Raw genomic sequence first — 14860 nt, 5'->3', positions numbered from 1 at the left:
CAGAGAAAGACCCCCATCGTGGCTGCTGCCCCCGAGCGAACGTCTCCGGCGCGCGTCGTCGTCCTCGTCTCCGGTTCGGGCACCAATCTCCAGGCGCTGCTCGACGCCATCGCCCGGCAGGGGCCGGCCTACGGCGCCGAGGTGGTGGCCGTCGGCGGTGACCGCGCGGACATCGAGGGCCTGCGCCGCGCCGAGCGCGCCGGGCTGCCCACCTTCGTGTGCCGGGTGCGGGACTTCGCCACCCGTCAGGAGTGGGACCAGGCGCTGGCCGAGGCGGTCGCCGCCCACCGGCCCGACCTGGTGGTCTCCGCGGGCTTCATGAAGATCGTCGGGCCCGCGTTCCTCGCGCGCTTCGGCGGCCGGTTCCTCAACACGCACCCGGCGCTGCTGCCGAGCTTCCCCGGCGCGCACGGGGTGCGCGACGCGCTCGACTACGGCGCGAAGGTCACCGGATGCACCGTCCATTTCGTGGATGCCGGTGTGGACAGCGGTCCGGTCATCGCCCAGGAGGCGGTGCCCATCCGGGAGGAGGACGACGAGAGCACGCTCCACGAGCGCATCAAGCAGGTGGAACGGCGCCTCCTCGTCGACGTCGTGGGCCGCCTCGCCCGCGACGGGTACAGCATCAAGGGACGAAAGGTGTTTATCCCGTGACCGCGGAAGAGACGAAGCGGCCCATCCGCCGCGCGCTGGTCAGCGTCTACGACAAGACGGGGCTGGAGGAGCTGGCGGGCGGTCTCCACGCGGCCGGGGTGCGGATCGTGTCCACCGGCTCGACGGCCGCGCGGATCGCCGCCGCCGGGGTGCCGGTCACCGCCGTCGAGGAGCTCACCGGATTCCCCGAGTGCCTGGACGGCCGGGTGAAGACGCTGCACCCGCGCGTGCACGCGGGCATCCTGGCCGACCTGCGGCTGCCCGCCCACCGCGAGCAGTTGGCGGAGCTGGAGATCGAGCCGTTCGACCTGGTCGTGGTCAACCTCTACCCGTTCCAGCTCACCGTCGAGTCCGGTGCCACGCCCGACGAGTGCGTCGAGCAGATCGACATCGGCGGTCCGTCCATGGTGCGCGCCGCCGCCAAGAATCACCCGTCCGTGGCCGTGGTCACCGACCCCGCGCGGTACGGCGACGTGCTGGCCGCCGCCGCGGGCGGTGGCTTCACGCTGGGTGAGCGGCGCGGGCTGGCCGCCCAGGCGTTCGCGCACACGGCGGCCTACGACACCGCCGTGGCCGCCTGGTTCGCCCAGCGGGAGGCGGCGGAGCCGGCCGAGGGCGAGCTGTTCGTCGGCGAGGCGCGGCTGTCGTTCTCGCTGGAGCGCGTGCTGCGCTACGGGGAGAACCCGCACCAGGCCGCCGCGCTCTACGGCGACGGCACCCGCACCGGGCTGGCCGCGGCCGAGCAACTGCACGGCAAGGAGATGTCGTACAACAACTACGTGGACACCGAGGCCGCCCGCCGGGCCGCCTACGACCACGAGCTGCCGTGTGTGGCGATCATCAAGCACAGCAACCCGTGCGGGATCGCCGTCGGCGCGGACGTCGCCGAGGCGCACCGCAAGGCGCACGCCTGTGACTCGCTGTCCGCCTACGGCGGCGTGATCGCGGCCAACCGGCCGGTGTCGGTCGCCATGGCCGAGCAGGTGGCGGAGATCTTCACCGAGGTCATCGTGGCCCCCGGCTACGAGGACGGCGCCGTCGAGGTGCTGGCCCGCAAGAAGAACATCCGGGTGCTGCGCTGCCCCGAACCGCCCACCGCCGCCACCGAGTACCGGCCCATCGACGGCGGCACGCTCGTGCAGGTCACCGACCGGCTCCAGGCGCCGGGCGACGACCCGGCCCAGTGGCGGCTGGTCGCCGGGGAGGCGCTGCCGGAGGGCGAGCTGGCCGAGCTGGCCTTCGCGTGGCGCGCCTGCCGGGCGGTCAAGTCCAACGCGATCCTGCTGGCCCGGGACGGCGCCACCGTCGGCGTCGGCATGGGCCAGGTCAACCGGGTGGACTCCGCCCGGCTCGCGGTCGCGCGCGCGGGTGCCGAGCGGGCGGCGGGGTCGTACGCCGCCTCGGACGCGTTCTTCCCGTTCCCGGACGGGCTGGAGGTGCTCACCGAGGCGGGCGTCAAGGCCGTGGTGCAGCCGGGCGGTTCGGTGCGGGACGAGGCGGTGATCGAGGCCGCGCGCGCCGCCTCGGTCACCATGTACCTCACCGGGACGCGGCACTTCTTCCACTGAGCGCACTGAGCACCGGCCCGCGGCGCGTCACGGCTGCGGGCGGTGCAGCAGCGCGACCAGGACCTCGTGCAGCACCTCGTGGTCGCGCGGGTCGAACAGCCGGAACGGGCCGCCGTCCACCGTGTACCACTCGTCGGCGCCCGCGTAGCGGATCCGCATGGTCAGGTCGCCGTCGGCGTCGGCATCGGTGTGCAGCTCCAGCTCACCGGTGACAACGCCGACTTCCTTGGTCATCAGGCCGCCGGGCGGCGCGGTGAGGACGGAGAATCTTTCGGTCATGGCGGATATTCCAGCAGGAGTTGGGCCTCCGCTGGAACGCCATCAGCCCCCGGTGCCCGACCGCAAACCGAACGCCGCCGTCGCGCACCGGAGTTGACCCGGCGAACGACGGCGGCGAAGGGTTGGCGGCAGGCGCTCAGACGGCCAGCGGGAGCTGCGTGCCCGCGGGCGGCGACTGGTAGTGCTGGTTGATCTTGTTGATCTCGCCCTGGTAGTAGATGACGTGCGTCGCCAGCAGGATGTACAGCACCGCGCCCAGGGCCGGGCTGCACGTCGGCGGCAGGCCCGCGGCCCGCTGCGCGGCGGCGATCCGCTTGCCGGTGTTGTACGCCGTCATGAACGGCGGGATCAGCAGGTAGGCGCCCGGGAAGATCGCCAGCACGCTGGCCGCCGGGTTGACCCTGATCCGGGGGTCGAACTGGTTCAGCTCCCGCTGGATCTTGGCCCACCACACCAGGAAGTAGATGCCCAGGGTGATCAGCCCGAGGCCCCAGGTCGCACCCGGGCCGCGCGTGGGCATCGCCTGGCCGAAGCCGACCGGCTGGCCCGGCATGCCCGGCGGCACCGGAGCCTGCTGCGGATACGGCGCGGGCAGCCCGCCGGCCTGCTGCGGCGGGTACGGGGCCGGCTGCTGCGGCGGGTACGGACTGGCCGACTGGGTGGGGGCGTTCGGCACCGCCCCCGGCGAGTAGGGTCCGGGCTGCGGGGCGCCGCCCTGCGGCGCGTACGGCCCCGGCTGTCCGCCGGGAGGCACCGGCCCTTGCGGCGGCGGGCCGGGAGGCGTCTGGTAGTTGCTCACGTCTGTGGGCTCCTCGCGATGTCAATGCGATTGTTCCGGAACGGCCGCGTGATCCGTCGGCGCGGACGGCGCGCAGCGACCGGGGCGCCAGGGCGGAACGCCGCGCAGGCGCCGAAATACCGCGCTCCCCCAAGAGGCCCGGCCCGTCATTTGATCGTCATTCCGTCCCGGCTGTCCACCGGATCCCGGGGACTGTGGCGAAGCTGAGACATGTCGCGGGGCCCGGGGCGGGGGCGGATTGGTCGCCGGCGGGTCCCATCCGGGAGGATGGGGGCATGAGCGCCGAGATTCTCGATGGCAAGGCCGCCGCAGCCGCGATCAAGTCCGATCTCTCCGCCCGGGTCGCCGCCCTCAAGCAGCGAGGCGTCACCCCGGGGCTGGGCACGCTGCTGGTCGGCGACGACGTGGGCAGCCAGAAGTACGTCGCCGGCAAGCATCGCGACTGCGCGGCCGTCGGCATCGCGTCCATCCAGCGCGAACTGCCGGTGACCGCCACCCAGGAGGAGGTCGAGGCGGCCGTCGCCGAGCTGAACGAGGACCCGGCCTGCACCGGCTACCTGGTGCAGCTTCCGCTGCCCCGCGGCCTCGACGCCAACCGCGTGCTGGAGGCCATCGAGCCGGCCAAGGACGCCGACGGGCTGCACCCCACGAACCTCGGCCGCCTGGTGCTCGGCGAGCCCGCCCCGCTGCCCTGCACGCCGAACGGCGTCATCGCGCTGCTGCGCCGCCACGGCGTCGAGCTGAACGGCGCCCACGTGGTGGTCGTCGGCCGCGGCGTCACCATCGGCCGTTCCATCCCGCTGCTGCTCACCCGCCGCAGCGAGAACGCCACCGTGACCCAGGTCCACACCGGTACCCGGGACATCGCCGCGCACCTGCGGCAGGCCGACGTCATCGTGGCCGCGGCGGGCGTTCCGCACCTGGTCAAGCCCGAGGACGTCAAGCCGGGCGCGGCCGTGCTGGACGTCGGTGTCAGCCGGGACGAGCACGGCAAGATCGTGGGGGACGTCCACCCGGGCGTCGCCGAGGTCGCCGGCTGGCTCTCGCCGAACCCGGGCGGCGTGGGTCCGATGACCCGCGCGATGCTCCTCCAGAACGTGGTTGAGGCCGCCGAGCGCGCGGCCGACGGGTGAAGGGGAGCGGCGTTCCAGTGGGTGCGAACGGCACGGCCCGGCGCAGGCGCCGCGGGGGTGACTCCCGGCAGAAGTACCCGACCCGGGGCACGTCCCGGCCGGAGGGCGGCCAGCGCAGCGCCGGGGGCGACGCCCCGGCCCCGATACGGCAGTGGCCGTTCCTGGTCGTTCTCGGCACGGTCCTGACCGGACTGCTGATCACCCTGGGCGACTTCCGCATCGGACTGCTCGTGGTGGGCGGCGGGCTGCTCGCGGGCGCGCCGTTGCGCGCCTGGCTGCCCGCGGTCGGGATGCTCGCGGTGCGGTCGCGCTTCACGGACGTGGTGACCTACGCGGTGCTCGGCGCGGCGATCGTCCTGCTGACGCTGATGGCCGAGCCGAAGCCCTGGCTGGAGGTCCCGTTCCTCAACGACGTGCTGCGCTTCTCGTCCGACTAGGGCCTGTATCGAGTTCCCGGTCGGATCAGCCCGCGGCGTCAGACGCGGTGCCCCCCCAGGCCCTTGGGGGCCTGGGAGGTACCCCCAGCAAGGCACCGGATCGCAGCTCATACCCGGCCGTATTCGCGCGATTCGGCTGGGGGCACCTCCCAGACGGAGTCTGGGGGAGCGGCGAGGTGCCGTGACTGGCGTCGCGGGCCCGGGCGGGAACTCGATACAGGCCCTAGACCCGTCCGACTGGAAACGTGGCGAGCCGGGCGGCGGCGGTCAGTCGAGCCAGGCGGCGACGGTGTCGGGGTGCTCGGTCACCCACCGCTCCGCGGCGGCGGTGGGGGTCAGCCCGTCGTGGGCGATGAGCTGGGCCACCTCGTTCTGGTCCTCCTCGGACCAGGAGAAGTCCCGCAGGAAGTCGGCGGCCTCGCCGCCCTCCTCGGCGAACTCGGCGTTGAGGTACTTCCGCAGCTCTATGCGCGGGTAGTAGCCGGGGAGCTCGACCTCGGCGAGCTCGACCTCGGTGGACAGCCAGTGCGGCTGCCAGAAGTACGTCAGCAGCGGGGTGCCGTCGGCGCCCGCGCGGTATATCCGCTCGACCAGCGCGTCCTCGCTGCCTGCCGCCGCCGGCCGCAGGTCGAGGCCCAGGTCCTCGATGATGGCCTCGTCGCGGGTGGCGAACTGCGGATCGGCCTGGAGGAGACGCCCGCCGAGGACCTCGGCGAAGTCGTTGAGGTGGTGCCAGTCGAGCACCTGGGGGTGCTCCTCGGCGAAGGACCGGGGTATGTACCAGCCGACGTGCCCGGTGATGCCGAGCCCGCCGGCGTCCACCACATACTCCTTGCGCTCGACGTAGAGCTCGGTCTTGTCCGGGACCGCGCCCCAGTCCTCCAGGATCGCCTGTATCGAGCCGCTGCCCAGGCCGTCCCAGGCGTCCTCCTGGTCGGTCTCGATCCGCTGGACCGGGACGCCGAGCTCGTTTTCCAGGACGTAGGCGGCCACCGCCGCGTTCGCCTGCCCGCCCGGCCAGGCCGGCATGGAGATGACTACCGGCTCCGGCTCGTCGCCCGCCACCATGCCCTCGGCCAGGCTGCACGCGCTCATCGGGACCAGGCACAGGGCTCCCACCCCGGCGAGGAGAGGATGACAGAGGCGCATGGTCACGGTTCCTTCAGGAGTGGCGGCGGACGCAGTGTGGCCCCGACAGCGTGTGTGGGGCCACAGAGGGTACGTCCGCAGTGTCTCAGATGAGACCCAGCCCGCGTACCGCCTCGCGCTCCTCGGTGAGCTCGCGCACCGAGGCGTCGATGCGGGTCCGGGAGAACTCGTTGATCTCCAGGCCCTGGACGATGCTGTACGAACCGCCCGCGGTGGTCACCGGGAACGAGGAGATCAGGCCCTCGGGCACGCCGTAGGAGCCGTCCGACGGCACGGCCATCGAGGTCCAGTCGCCCTCCGCGGTGCCGGTGACCCAGGTGTGCACGTGGTCGATGGCGGCGTTCGCGGCGGAGGCGGCGGAGGAGGCGCCGCGCGCCTCGATGATGGCGGCGCCGCGCTTGGCGACGGTCGGGATGAACTCCTCGGCCAGCCACTTCTCGTCGCCCACGGTCTCGGCGGCGTTCTTCCCGGCGATCTCCGCGTGGAAGATGTCCGGGTACTGGGTCGCCGAGTGGTTGCCCCAGATGGTGAGCCGGCGGATCTCGTCGACCGGGGCGCCGGTCTTCTTGGCGAGCTGGGACAGCGCGCGGTTGTGGTCCAGGCGCGTCATGGCGGTGAAGCGCTCGGCCGGCACGTCGGGGGCGGCGGCCTGGGCGATCAGCGCGTTGGTGTTCGCCGGGTTCCCCACGACGAGGACCTTGACGTCGTCCGCCGCGTGGTCGTTGATGGCCTTGCCCTGCGGCTTGAAGATGCCGCCGTTGGCCTCCAGCAGATCGCCGCGCTCCATGCCCTTGGTGCGGGGGCGGGCGCCGACGAGGAGCGCGATGCTGGTGCCGTCGAAGGCGGTGTTCGCGTCGTCGGTGATGTCGATGCCGGACAGCAGCGGGAAGGCGCAGTCGTCCAGCTCCATGGCGGTGCCCTCGGCGGCGGCCAGGGCGGGGGTGATCTCCAGCAGTCGCAGCCGGACCGGGGTGTCCGGTCCGAGAAGGTGCCCGGAGGCGATGCGGAAGAGCAGGGCGTAGCCGATCTGGCCGGCCGCGCCGGTGACGGTGACGGTGACGGGTGTGCGGGGCATGTGGAGCCTTCCGATGTCAATGACGGCCGCGTCGCGGCCAGATTATCCCGCGCCCGCCGCCCCCTCCCGAAGGCGGGGTGGCGGCCCGGAACTCCGCCGCGCCGCGGCCACAGGATCCGGGGCATCTCGATATCTCGCCATCAAGATACCTGGGCCCCACAGTAGCCCCGGAAGGACTGGCTGACACCGACGGGGGACCTGAGACAATGGGTGGCATGGCCACTGAACGTCTGCGCGTGCTCTCGGGAATTCAGCCCACGGCGGGCTCCTTCCACCTGGGGAACTACCTCGGTGCCGTCCGCCAGTGGGTGGAGCTCCAGGAGACGCACGACGCGTTCTACTCGATCGTCGACCTCCACGCCATCACGATCCCGCAGGACCCGCAGGCGCTGCGCGACGCGACCCGGCTCGCCGCGGCCCAGTTGCTCGGCGCCGGTCTCGACCCCACCCGCTGCACGCTGTTCGTGCAGAGCCAGGTTCCCGAGCACGCCCAGCTCGCCTGGGTGCTGAACTGCGTCACCGGCTTCGGCGAGGCGTCCCGCATGACCCAGTTCAAGGACAAGTCCGCCAAGCAGGGCGCCGAGGCGACGACCGTCGGCCTGTTCACGTATCCGGTGCTCCAGGCCGCGGACATCCTGCTCTACCACGCCCACGAGGTGCCGGTCGGCGAGGACCAGCGGCAGCACATCGAGCTGACCCGGGATCTGGCCGAACGCTTCAACGGGCGGTTCGACGGGACGCTGACCGTGCCCCGCGCGTACATCTTGAAGGAGGCGGCGAAGATCTACGACCTCCAGGACCCGGCGGTCAAGATGAGCAAGTCCGCCTCCTCGCCCAAGGGCATCGTGTGGCTGATGGACGAGCCGAAGACGTCCGCCAAGAAGTTCCGCAGCGCGGTCACCGACACCGACACGGTGATCAGGTACGACCCCGTGGACAAGCCGGGGCTGAGCAACCTGCTCACCATCTACGCGGCGCTGACCGGCATCGGGGTGCAGGAGCTGGAGGAGAAGTTCACCGGGCAGCTCTACGGGCCGCTCAAGGTGGAGCTGGCCGAGGTCTTCTCGGACTGGGTGTCGCCGTTCCGCGCCCGGACCCAGGAGTACCTGGACGACCCGGCCGAGCTGGACCGCATCCTGGCCATCGGCGCGGAGAAGGCCCGCGCCGTCGCCGCCGGGACGCTGGCGGACGTGTACGACAAGGTGGGCTTCCTGCCCGCCGCACGGCCCTGACGCGGCCGGGGTCCGGCGGGACCGGACCGAGCACCGACGAGCACCGACAGGAGAGGGGTTACGTGGGGACCGTCACGCTTGGCGTGTCGATCGCGGTCCCGGAGCCGCACGGCAGCCGCTTGCAGCGCTGCCGCCTGGACTTCGGGGACGCCGCCGCGGCCGGCATCCCCACCCATGTCACCCTGCTGCCGCCCACCGGCGTGGCCGCGTCGGCCCGGCCGCTGATCGAGAATCACCTCGCGGCGATCGCGGCCGGGGCGCGGCCGTTCCGCATGCGGCTGTACGGCACGGGCACGTTCCGCCCGCTGTCGCCGGTCGTCTTCGTCCAGGTCGTCGAGGGCGGTTCGGCGTGCGGCTGGCTCCAGGAGCGGGTCCGGGAGCGCGGCGGCCCGCTGGACCGCGAGCTGCTGTTCCCCTACCACCCGCATGTGACCGTCGCGCACGGCATCTCCGAGGACGCGATGGACCTCGCGCAGAAGGAGCTCGCGGAGTACGAGGCAGCCTGGACGGTCTCCGGGTTCTCCCTCTACGAGCAGGGCCCGGACGGGGCGTGGGAGCCCCGGCGCGAGTTCCACTTCGCGCGCTACCCGCGGCAGCGCCGCCCCGCATCCGCACGGCACACCACGCCCGAGGCCGCGTAGCCACCGCGCCCGGCGCGGTGGCTACGAGCCGTCCGCGGTCACTCCACCGGAGCGTCCTCGCGCCGACGCGTCTGCCGGGTCAGCGGCAGCGGCAGCGGATGACGGCGGTGGAACACGTACGCCGCCGCCGTCAGCACCACCAGACCGCCGGCCGTGACCCCGAGCACCGCCGGGCCGCTGGCGGAACCGCCCTCCCCGGCCGCGCCGGCGCCGCTGACCGGCTCGTCGCCGTCCGCGTTCTGCCCGTCGTCGCCCGCGTCCTCGCCCGCTCCATCCGCGGCCGGCTCCTCGGGCAGCTCGCTGAGCGGCGGCACCAGTTCGCCCACCGGCTCCACGGTGTCGGCCGCCTCGAAGCCCCAGTCGAACAGGGCGGCGGTCTCCCGGTAGACGGTGAGCCCGTCGCCCTCCGGCGCCATGACCGTGACCAGCAGGACCCGGCCGTCGCGCTCGGCCACGCCGGTGAACGTGTACCCGGCGGCGGTCGTGTAGCCGTTCTTGACCCCGGCGATGCCCTCGTAGCTCTCCAGGCCCGCGGCGCCCACCAGCAGCCGGTTGGTGCTCTGGATCTCGTACGTCTCCCGGTCCTCGCCCTCGCCCTCCCCGGGGAAGTCCGCGCGCGGGGTGGCCGCGTACTCGCGGAAGTCCGCGTTCTGCATGCCGGAGCGGGCGATCAGGGTCAGGTCGTAGGCGGAGGACACCTGGCCCTCGGCGTCGTAGCCGTCCGGGTTCACCACATGGGTGTCGCCGGCCTGCAACTCCTCGGCGCGCTCGTTCATCTCCCGGACGGTCTGCTCCTTGCCGCCGTTCATGGCGGTTAGGGCGTACACCGCGTCGTTGCCGGAGGCGAGGAACACGCCGTGCCACAGGTCCTCGACCGTGTACGTCTGGAAGTCGGCGATGCCCACCGCGCTGCTGCCCGGGCCGAGGTCGGCGAAGTGCTCCGGGCGGGCCCGGTACAGGTCCTCGCGGTCGAACTTGGGCAGCACGGTGTCGGCGAACAGCATCTTGATCGTGCTCGCGGGCGGCAGCGGCCAGTGGGCGTTGTGCGCCGCGAGCACCTCGCCGTTCTCCGCGTCGGCGACGATCCACGACTTGGCGGTGAGGTCTTCGGGCAGCTCCGGCACACCGTCGTCCGCGTGCACCTGGGTGCCGGGCCGGCCCAGCAGCTCGCCGCCCACCGTGGACATGGTGGCGGGCGGGTCGTCGGCACCGGCGGCGACCGCGGGAGTGAGCAGGGCGGGAGTGACTATCGCGAGCACGAGGGCGCGAACAGTCATCCGGGGAGAGGACGAGCGATTGAACGGCACACCGTGAACTTACCGTTGGCCTCCCCGCCGGGGACCAGCGGAGCGGCCCAAACCGGTGACCGGCCCCGATCGACCGGGGGACACGCCGCCCCCACATACTGAAAACACAGACGAGAGAGGACTTCCATGATCATCGGCGCCGCCCTTGTGCTCGCCCTGCTGCTGGGCGGAATCCACTGGTACTTCTGGAAGCGCCTCGTGCGGGACGTCTCCCGGCCCGGCGGCTGGTACCGGCGGGTGGCCACCGGGGCGCTGGTGGTCCTGCCGTTACTGTCGCTGCTCTCCCTGATCGGCCGGGAGATCGGCATTCCGTTCGAGGTGCTCGAGGTCATCGCCTGGCCCGGCTACTACTGGTTCGCCGCGATCCTCTATCTGATCCTCACTCTCGTCGTCTCCGAGGCCGTCCGTTTCGTCCTGCTGCGCCGCCTCGGCGGGCGCGCCCCGGCGGGCGACGCCGGGCGGGTGGCCGTCCCGGCCAAGGCCGGCGCCCAGGACGCGGGCGGCGCCGGGCCGGACCCGGAGCCGGCGGCCGGATCCAAGGCCGAGGCCGAATCGCCGAGCGAGGCGGAGGCCGGGACCCAGCCGGACGCCGGGCAGGGGAACGGGGACGGCGCCGCCGACCCCACCCGCCGGCTCGTCGTGGCCCGGGGCATCGCCGCCGGCGTCGGCGTCGTGACCGCGGGCGTGCTGGGCTACGGCTCCTACGCCGCGCGGAACCTGACCACCAAGCACCTCACGATCCCGCTGGCCAAGCTGCCGCGCGCCGGGCACGGCTACCGCATCGCCGTCGTCAGCGACATCCACCTCGGGCCGGTCATGGGCCGCGGCCACTGCCAGCGCGTCGTGGACGCGATCAACCGCACCCAGCCCGACCTCATCACCGTGGTGGGCGACCTGGTCGACGCCGAGGTCGAGGACCTGCGCTCCGCCGCGGCGCCGCTGGTCCAGTTGCGGTCCCGGGACGGCGCCTACTTCGTGACGGGCAACCACGAGTACATGGTGGACACCCGCGCCTGGGTGGACCACGTCCGGGAGCTGGGCCTGGTCCCGCTGGAGAACGCCCGCGAGGAGCTGGCCCACTTCGACCTGGCCGGCGTCAACGACGAGGACGGCGAGGGCACCGACTTCGGCGGCCCCGACTACGAGGCGGCGCTCGGCGACCGGGACCCGCAGCGGGCGACCGTTCTCATGGCCCATCAGCCGGTGCAGATCCACGAGGCGGTGGACTACGGGGTGGACCTCCAGGTCTCCGGCCACACCCACGGCGGCCAGATGTGGCCCATGACCTACATCGCAGGGCTGGCCAACCCGACCCTCGCCGGACTGGAGCGCTACGGCGACACGCAGCTCTACGTCAGCCGCGGCGCGGGCGCCTGGGGACCGCCGGTCCGTGTCGGCGCGGACCCGGACATCACCGTCATCGAACTCGCCTCCGGACAGGCGTAGTACAGGCTCCGCACAGAAAGAACGTGCGATTGTCCGGTTTTCGTCTCAAGCTGTCCTCCGAGTCAACTATTCGCGCCACGCTGGTGTCATAGATAACGACACGGGAACGAACTGACAGCGTGACGGAAACAGAACGCGGCGCGAGGAGCGTGGGGCATGGCGGACGAGGCCGGGGCGGAGGCCCTCATCATCCGGGGCCGGGTGCGAGACTCCCTCGGAGTCGCGCTGCCGCGTGCCGTGGTGACCCTGTCCGGGGTGGGCGGTGGACGGCATCTGGTCAAGACACGCAGCGCGGAGGACGGCGGCTTCACGGTGATCGCCCCGACGAACGGGGACTACCTGCTGGCCGCCTTCTCCCCGCAGCTCGGCAGCCAGAGCGTGACGGTGCGGCTGGACGGCCGCCCGGTGGAGGTGGAGTTCCGGATCGACGTGCCAGGAGCCGTAACGGACTGATCACGCGCCGAGTTGTGGCCTGTCCGTTGCCCCCCGGCTGATGCGTGGTCTATGCCGCTGTGGTTGGCTGACCCCCGGTGAGCTGTCTTCCGAGGAAGGGCGCGGGGAGTGCGACGAATCCGGGCCAGAGCGGTCATGGGTATCGGGCTGACGGTTGTGCTGGCCGTCGGTGCGGTGGGCGGCTGGATGTTCTTCCGGTCGGATGAGGGGGACAAGACCCCCATCGTCGTGGGCAGCACCTCCACCCCGAGCATGGTCGATCCGGGCGGCGCCTACGACGCCGGCGCGGCGATGCTGATGAGCAACGTCTTCCAGTCCCTGCTCACCTTCGAGTCGGGCCGGGAGCAGCCGGTCCCGGACGCCGCGGAGTCGTGCGAGTTCACCGACAACCAGCTCACCGTCTACCGCTGCACGCTCCGGGAGGGCCTGACGTTCAGCAGCGGCCGGGAGGTCACCCCGGAGGACGTCAAGTTCTCCTACGACCGGATCCTCGCCATGGCCGACCGCGCCGCGCGCGAGGAGGAGGACGACAGCATCCCGGAGGACGAGAAGTTCACCCACGCCGGGCCCTCCAGCCTGCTGGCCACCCTGGAGGCGGTGCGGACCGACGGCCGGGACATCATCTTCGAGCTCAACCAGCCCGACGCCACCTTCCCGTTCATCGTCGCGGGCAGCGCCGGCGCCATCGTGGACCGGGAGAGCTACGAGGAGGACGAGCCGCGCGACGACGGCAAGGCCGTGGGCTCCGGCCCGTATGTCCTCACCGCCTACGAGCCCTACGAGTACGCCGAGCTGGAGCCCAACCCGGACTACGTCGGCGCGAACGAGGTGCCGGAACTCCCCATCACCGTCCGGTACTTCACCCAGGCCGAGGACGGCACCCCCGCCGAACAGCTCCTCGCTGACGCGTGGGAGGCCGGCGAGATCGACGTCAACGACGGCAAGATGCCGCCCGAGGTCATGGCCGAGCTCAACCCGAGCGACCCCGACTACCGCTTCGCCGAGTCCTCCGGCGCGTCGATCCGCGTGCTGGGCTTCAACACCCGCGAGGGCGCGCCCATGGCGGACGGCGCCCTGCGCCACGCCGCCGCCGCGATGCTGGACCGGGAGGCCGTCACCCGCCATGTGCAGCAGGACACGGTCGAGGCGCTCTACTCGCTGATCCCGGTCGGCTTCACCGGCCACGGCACGCCCTACTACGACCAGTACCGCGACACCGACGCCGAGAGCCTGCGCCAGGAGCTGGAGGACGCCGGGCACGAGCTGCCGGTCAGCTTCAACCTGGCGTACTCGCGCGGCGCGGCCAACCACGCCGAGGCCGAGCTGATCGAGCAGCAGCTCGAGGCGGACGGGCTGTTCGACGTGGAGATCACGTACTACGACTGGTCCGAGTTCGTGCCCACGCTCTACGGATCGCACCCCTACGACGCCTACCTGGTCGGCTGGCGCGCGGACTACCCGGACCCGGCCACGTTCACCGACGAACTGCTCGGCCCGGGCGACGGCCTCAACACCGGCTTCAGCAGCCACAGCATCGACCAGCGGATCGCCGCCGCGCAGGCGGAGCCCGACCGCGGCCGGGCCGCCGAGGACTACCGGATCATCCACGACGAGGCCAGCGAGACCGCGCCGCTCATCCCGATCTGGCAGGACAAGCGCATCATCATCAGCGACCCGGAGATCACCGGCATCCAGCACCTGTCGAGCAGCAGCGGCGTGTGGCGCCTGTGGGAGCTGCGCCGGATCTGATCCTTACGGCAGGATGCGGGCATGGCACGCCTACGGCACACGATCACCCTCACCTCCGTCGCCCGCGCCGACCTCGACCGCTTCGTCGGCGTGGCGCGGGAGGTGCTGGAGGGCCTGCACGCGGAGAACGGCGCGCTCGTCGCCGAGGACGGCCGGCGCGTCGTCGACGTCGACCTGCGGTCCGGGGAACACCTGGAACCGGGCGCCCGGTACGGCGTCACGAGCCTGGACGGGCAGTCCGTCGAGGCCGAGCTGCTGTCCTGGGACCGGGAACGGGAGACGGGCCTGCGGATCGATGTCACCGAGCCCGCGCACGTGTTCCCCGACACGGGGCGAACGGCCAGCGCGCGCATGACGTTCGCCCTGTGGCTGCGCGGCGCGGCCCCCCTGGAACGCGTCGAGCTGAAGGTGAACGGGGCGCTGACCCGGCCGGACGGGCGGCGCCGCCGGCTGCGCTGGTTCGCGCTCACCGGCGAGCTCGACGTGGTGCGCTGGTTCGCCGCCGCCGAGGGCGCCGCCGGCCGGCCCGCGCTGACGCTGCGGATCCGGCACCCGATACTGCGCGCCGCCGTCACGGCCGCGCCGCGCCCGGGCCCGGAGGGCACCTGGCGGCTGGAGGTCGTCACCACCGTCCGGGGCCGCGGCCTGGCCCGCCCGGTCGCGGCCGTCCCGCTGCTGGTGACCCGGCGGATGCTGCACAAGGGCCTCGGCCAGGCCCTGGCCCGCGTCGCGGACGACTGGCACACCGACGCCGTTCCCGAACTGACCCGCACCCCCGAGGACGTGCGCCACCGCCTGCTCGACGACCTGTGCACCCCGCGTCCCGAGAAGTCGTAACGGGGGCCCGTTAAGGGGCGCGGGGCTGGGACCCTTGGCGGCTCCGCCGCGTGGGCGCGACCAGCCACGGGACGGCCCGCAGCTTCGTGACTCGCGTCTCC

At 72.5% G+C, this 14860-nt stretch carries 15 protein-coding genes; 10 read left to right on the top strand and 5 right to left on the bottom strand.

Annotated features, from left to right (window positions below; all coding sequences use genetic code 11):
• Positions 1-18 precede the first annotated feature (18 nt).
• A complete protein-coding gene (gene purN, locus RM590_RS32495) occupies positions 19-654 on the top strand; it encodes a phosphoribosylglycinamide formyltransferase (RefSeq protein WP_311708385.1) in 636 nt (211 codons plus the stop codon).
• Positions 651-2222, top strand: a complete 1572-nt coding sequence (gene purH, locus RM590_RS32490; protein ID WP_311708384.1) for a bifunctional phosphoribosylaminoimidazolecarboxamide formyltransferase/IMP cyclohydrolase — start codon at positions 651-653, stop codon at positions 2220-2222. Before purN ends, purH begins: the two co-directional genes overlap by 4 nt.
• Before the next feature lie 27 nt (positions 2223-2249).
• On the opposite strand, the gene RM590_RS32485 is transcribed toward purH, so the two are convergent.
• Both RM590_RS32485 and RM590_RS32480 read right to left on the bottom strand, forming a co-directional pair.
• A complete protein-coding gene (locus tag RM590_RS32485; protein ID WP_311708383.1) occupies positions 2250-2501 on the bottom strand; it encodes a hypothetical protein in 252 nt (83 codons plus the stop codon).
• Between the two features lie 136 nt (positions 2502-2637).
• Entirely contained in the window at positions 2638-3300 is a 663-nt protein-coding gene (locus RM590_RS32480) for a DUF4234 domain-containing protein (protein WP_311708382.1), read from the bottom strand.
• Between the two features lie 275 nt (positions 3301-3575).
• Here RM590_RS32480 and RM590_RS32475 point away from each other — a divergent pair, with 275 nt between their 5' ends.
• Both RM590_RS32475 and RM590_RS32470 read left to right on the top strand, forming a co-directional pair.
• Positions 3576-4433 carry a bifunctional methylenetetrahydrofolate dehydrogenase/methenyltetrahydrofolate cyclohydrolase gene (locus RM590_RS32475; RefSeq protein ID WP_311708381.1) on the top strand — a complete coding sequence of 286 codons (858 nt, stop codon included), beginning with the start codon at positions 3576-3578 and terminating at the stop codon, positions 4431-4433.
• 17 nt (positions 4434-4450) lie between these two features.
• Positions 4451-4870, top strand: a complete 420-nt coding sequence (locus RM590_RS32470; protein ID WP_311708380.1) for a DUF3017 domain-containing protein — start codon at positions 4451-4453, stop codon at positions 4868-4870.
• Between the two features lie 267 nt (positions 4871-5137).
• Here RM590_RS32470 and RM590_RS32465 read toward each other — a convergent pair whose 3' ends face one another.
• Together RM590_RS32465 and RM590_RS32460 are read right to left on the bottom strand one after the other, a co-directional pair.
• The gene (locus RM590_RS32465) at positions 5138-6019 is read right to left on the bottom strand and encodes a glycine betaine ABC transporter substrate-binding protein (protein WP_311708415.1); all 882 of its coding nucleotides are present in this window, start codon (positions 6017-6019) and stop codon (positions 5138-5140) included.
• A gap of 85 nt (positions 6020-6104) precedes the next feature.
• Complete coding sequence (locus RM590_RS32460) at positions 6105-7094, bottom strand: malate dehydrogenase (RefSeq protein ID WP_311708379.1); 990 nt, start codon at positions 7092-7094, stop codon at positions 6105-6107.
• Positions 7095-7309: 215 nt separating this feature from the next.
• Between RM590_RS32460 and trpS the strand changes: the two genes are divergently transcribed.
• Both trpS and RM590_RS32450 read left to right on the top strand, forming a co-directional pair.
• The gene (gene trpS, locus RM590_RS32455; RefSeq protein WP_311708378.1) at positions 7310-8326 is read left to right on the top strand and encodes a tryptophan--tRNA ligase; all 1017 of its coding nucleotides are present in this window, start codon (positions 7310-7312) and stop codon (positions 8324-8326) included.
• 62 nt (positions 8327-8388) lie between these two features.
• Complete coding sequence (locus RM590_RS32450; RefSeq protein WP_311708377.1) at positions 8389-8967, top strand: 2'-5' RNA ligase family protein; 579 nt, start codon at positions 8389-8391, stop codon at positions 8965-8967.
• A gap of 38 nt (positions 8968-9005) precedes the next feature.
• On the opposite strand, the gene RM590_RS32445 is transcribed toward RM590_RS32450, so the two are convergent.
• Positions 9006-10244: a D-alanyl-D-alanine carboxypeptidase family protein gene (locus RM590_RS32445; protein ID WP_311708376.1), complete on the bottom strand. Its 1239-nt coding sequence runs from the start codon at positions 10242-10244 to the stop codon at positions 9006-9008.
• Between the two features lie 156 nt (positions 10245-10400).
• On the opposite strand from RM590_RS32445, the gene RM590_RS32440 reads away from it, so the two are divergent.
• From RM590_RS32440 to RM590_RS32425, 4 genes are all read left to right on the top strand, one after another.
• Positions 10401-11720, top strand: coding sequence for a metallophosphoesterase (locus RM590_RS32440; protein WP_311708375.1), 1320 nt, complete (start codon positions 10401-10403; stop codon positions 11718-11720).
• A 156-nt stretch (positions 11721-11876) separates the two neighbouring features.
• On the top strand, positions 11877-12173 hold the full coding sequence (locus RM590_RS32435) for a carboxypeptidase-like regulatory domain-containing protein (protein WP_311708374.1): 297 nt from the start codon (positions 11877-11879) through the stop codon (positions 12171-12173).
• Positions 12174-12308: 135 nt separating this feature from the next.
• Entirely contained in the window at positions 12309-13922 is a 1614-nt protein-coding gene (locus RM590_RS32430; RefSeq protein ID WP_311708373.1) for an ABC transporter substrate-binding protein, read from the top strand.
• Positions 13923-13943: 21 nt separating this feature from the next.
• Positions 13944-14759, top strand: a complete 816-nt coding sequence (locus tag RM590_RS32425; RefSeq protein ID WP_311708372.1) for a hypothetical protein — start codon at positions 13944-13946, stop codon at positions 14757-14759.
• Positions 14760-14860 lie beyond the last annotated feature (101 nt).

It is taken from the genome of Streptomyces litchfieldiae (assembly GCF_031845365.1).
In the GTDB taxonomy this organism is placed as follows: Bacteria; Actinomycetota; Actinomycetes; order Streptomycetales; family Streptomycetaceae; genus Streptomyces; species Streptomyces litchfieldiae.
This window is presented reverse-complemented; position numbering and strand designations above follow the sequence as displayed.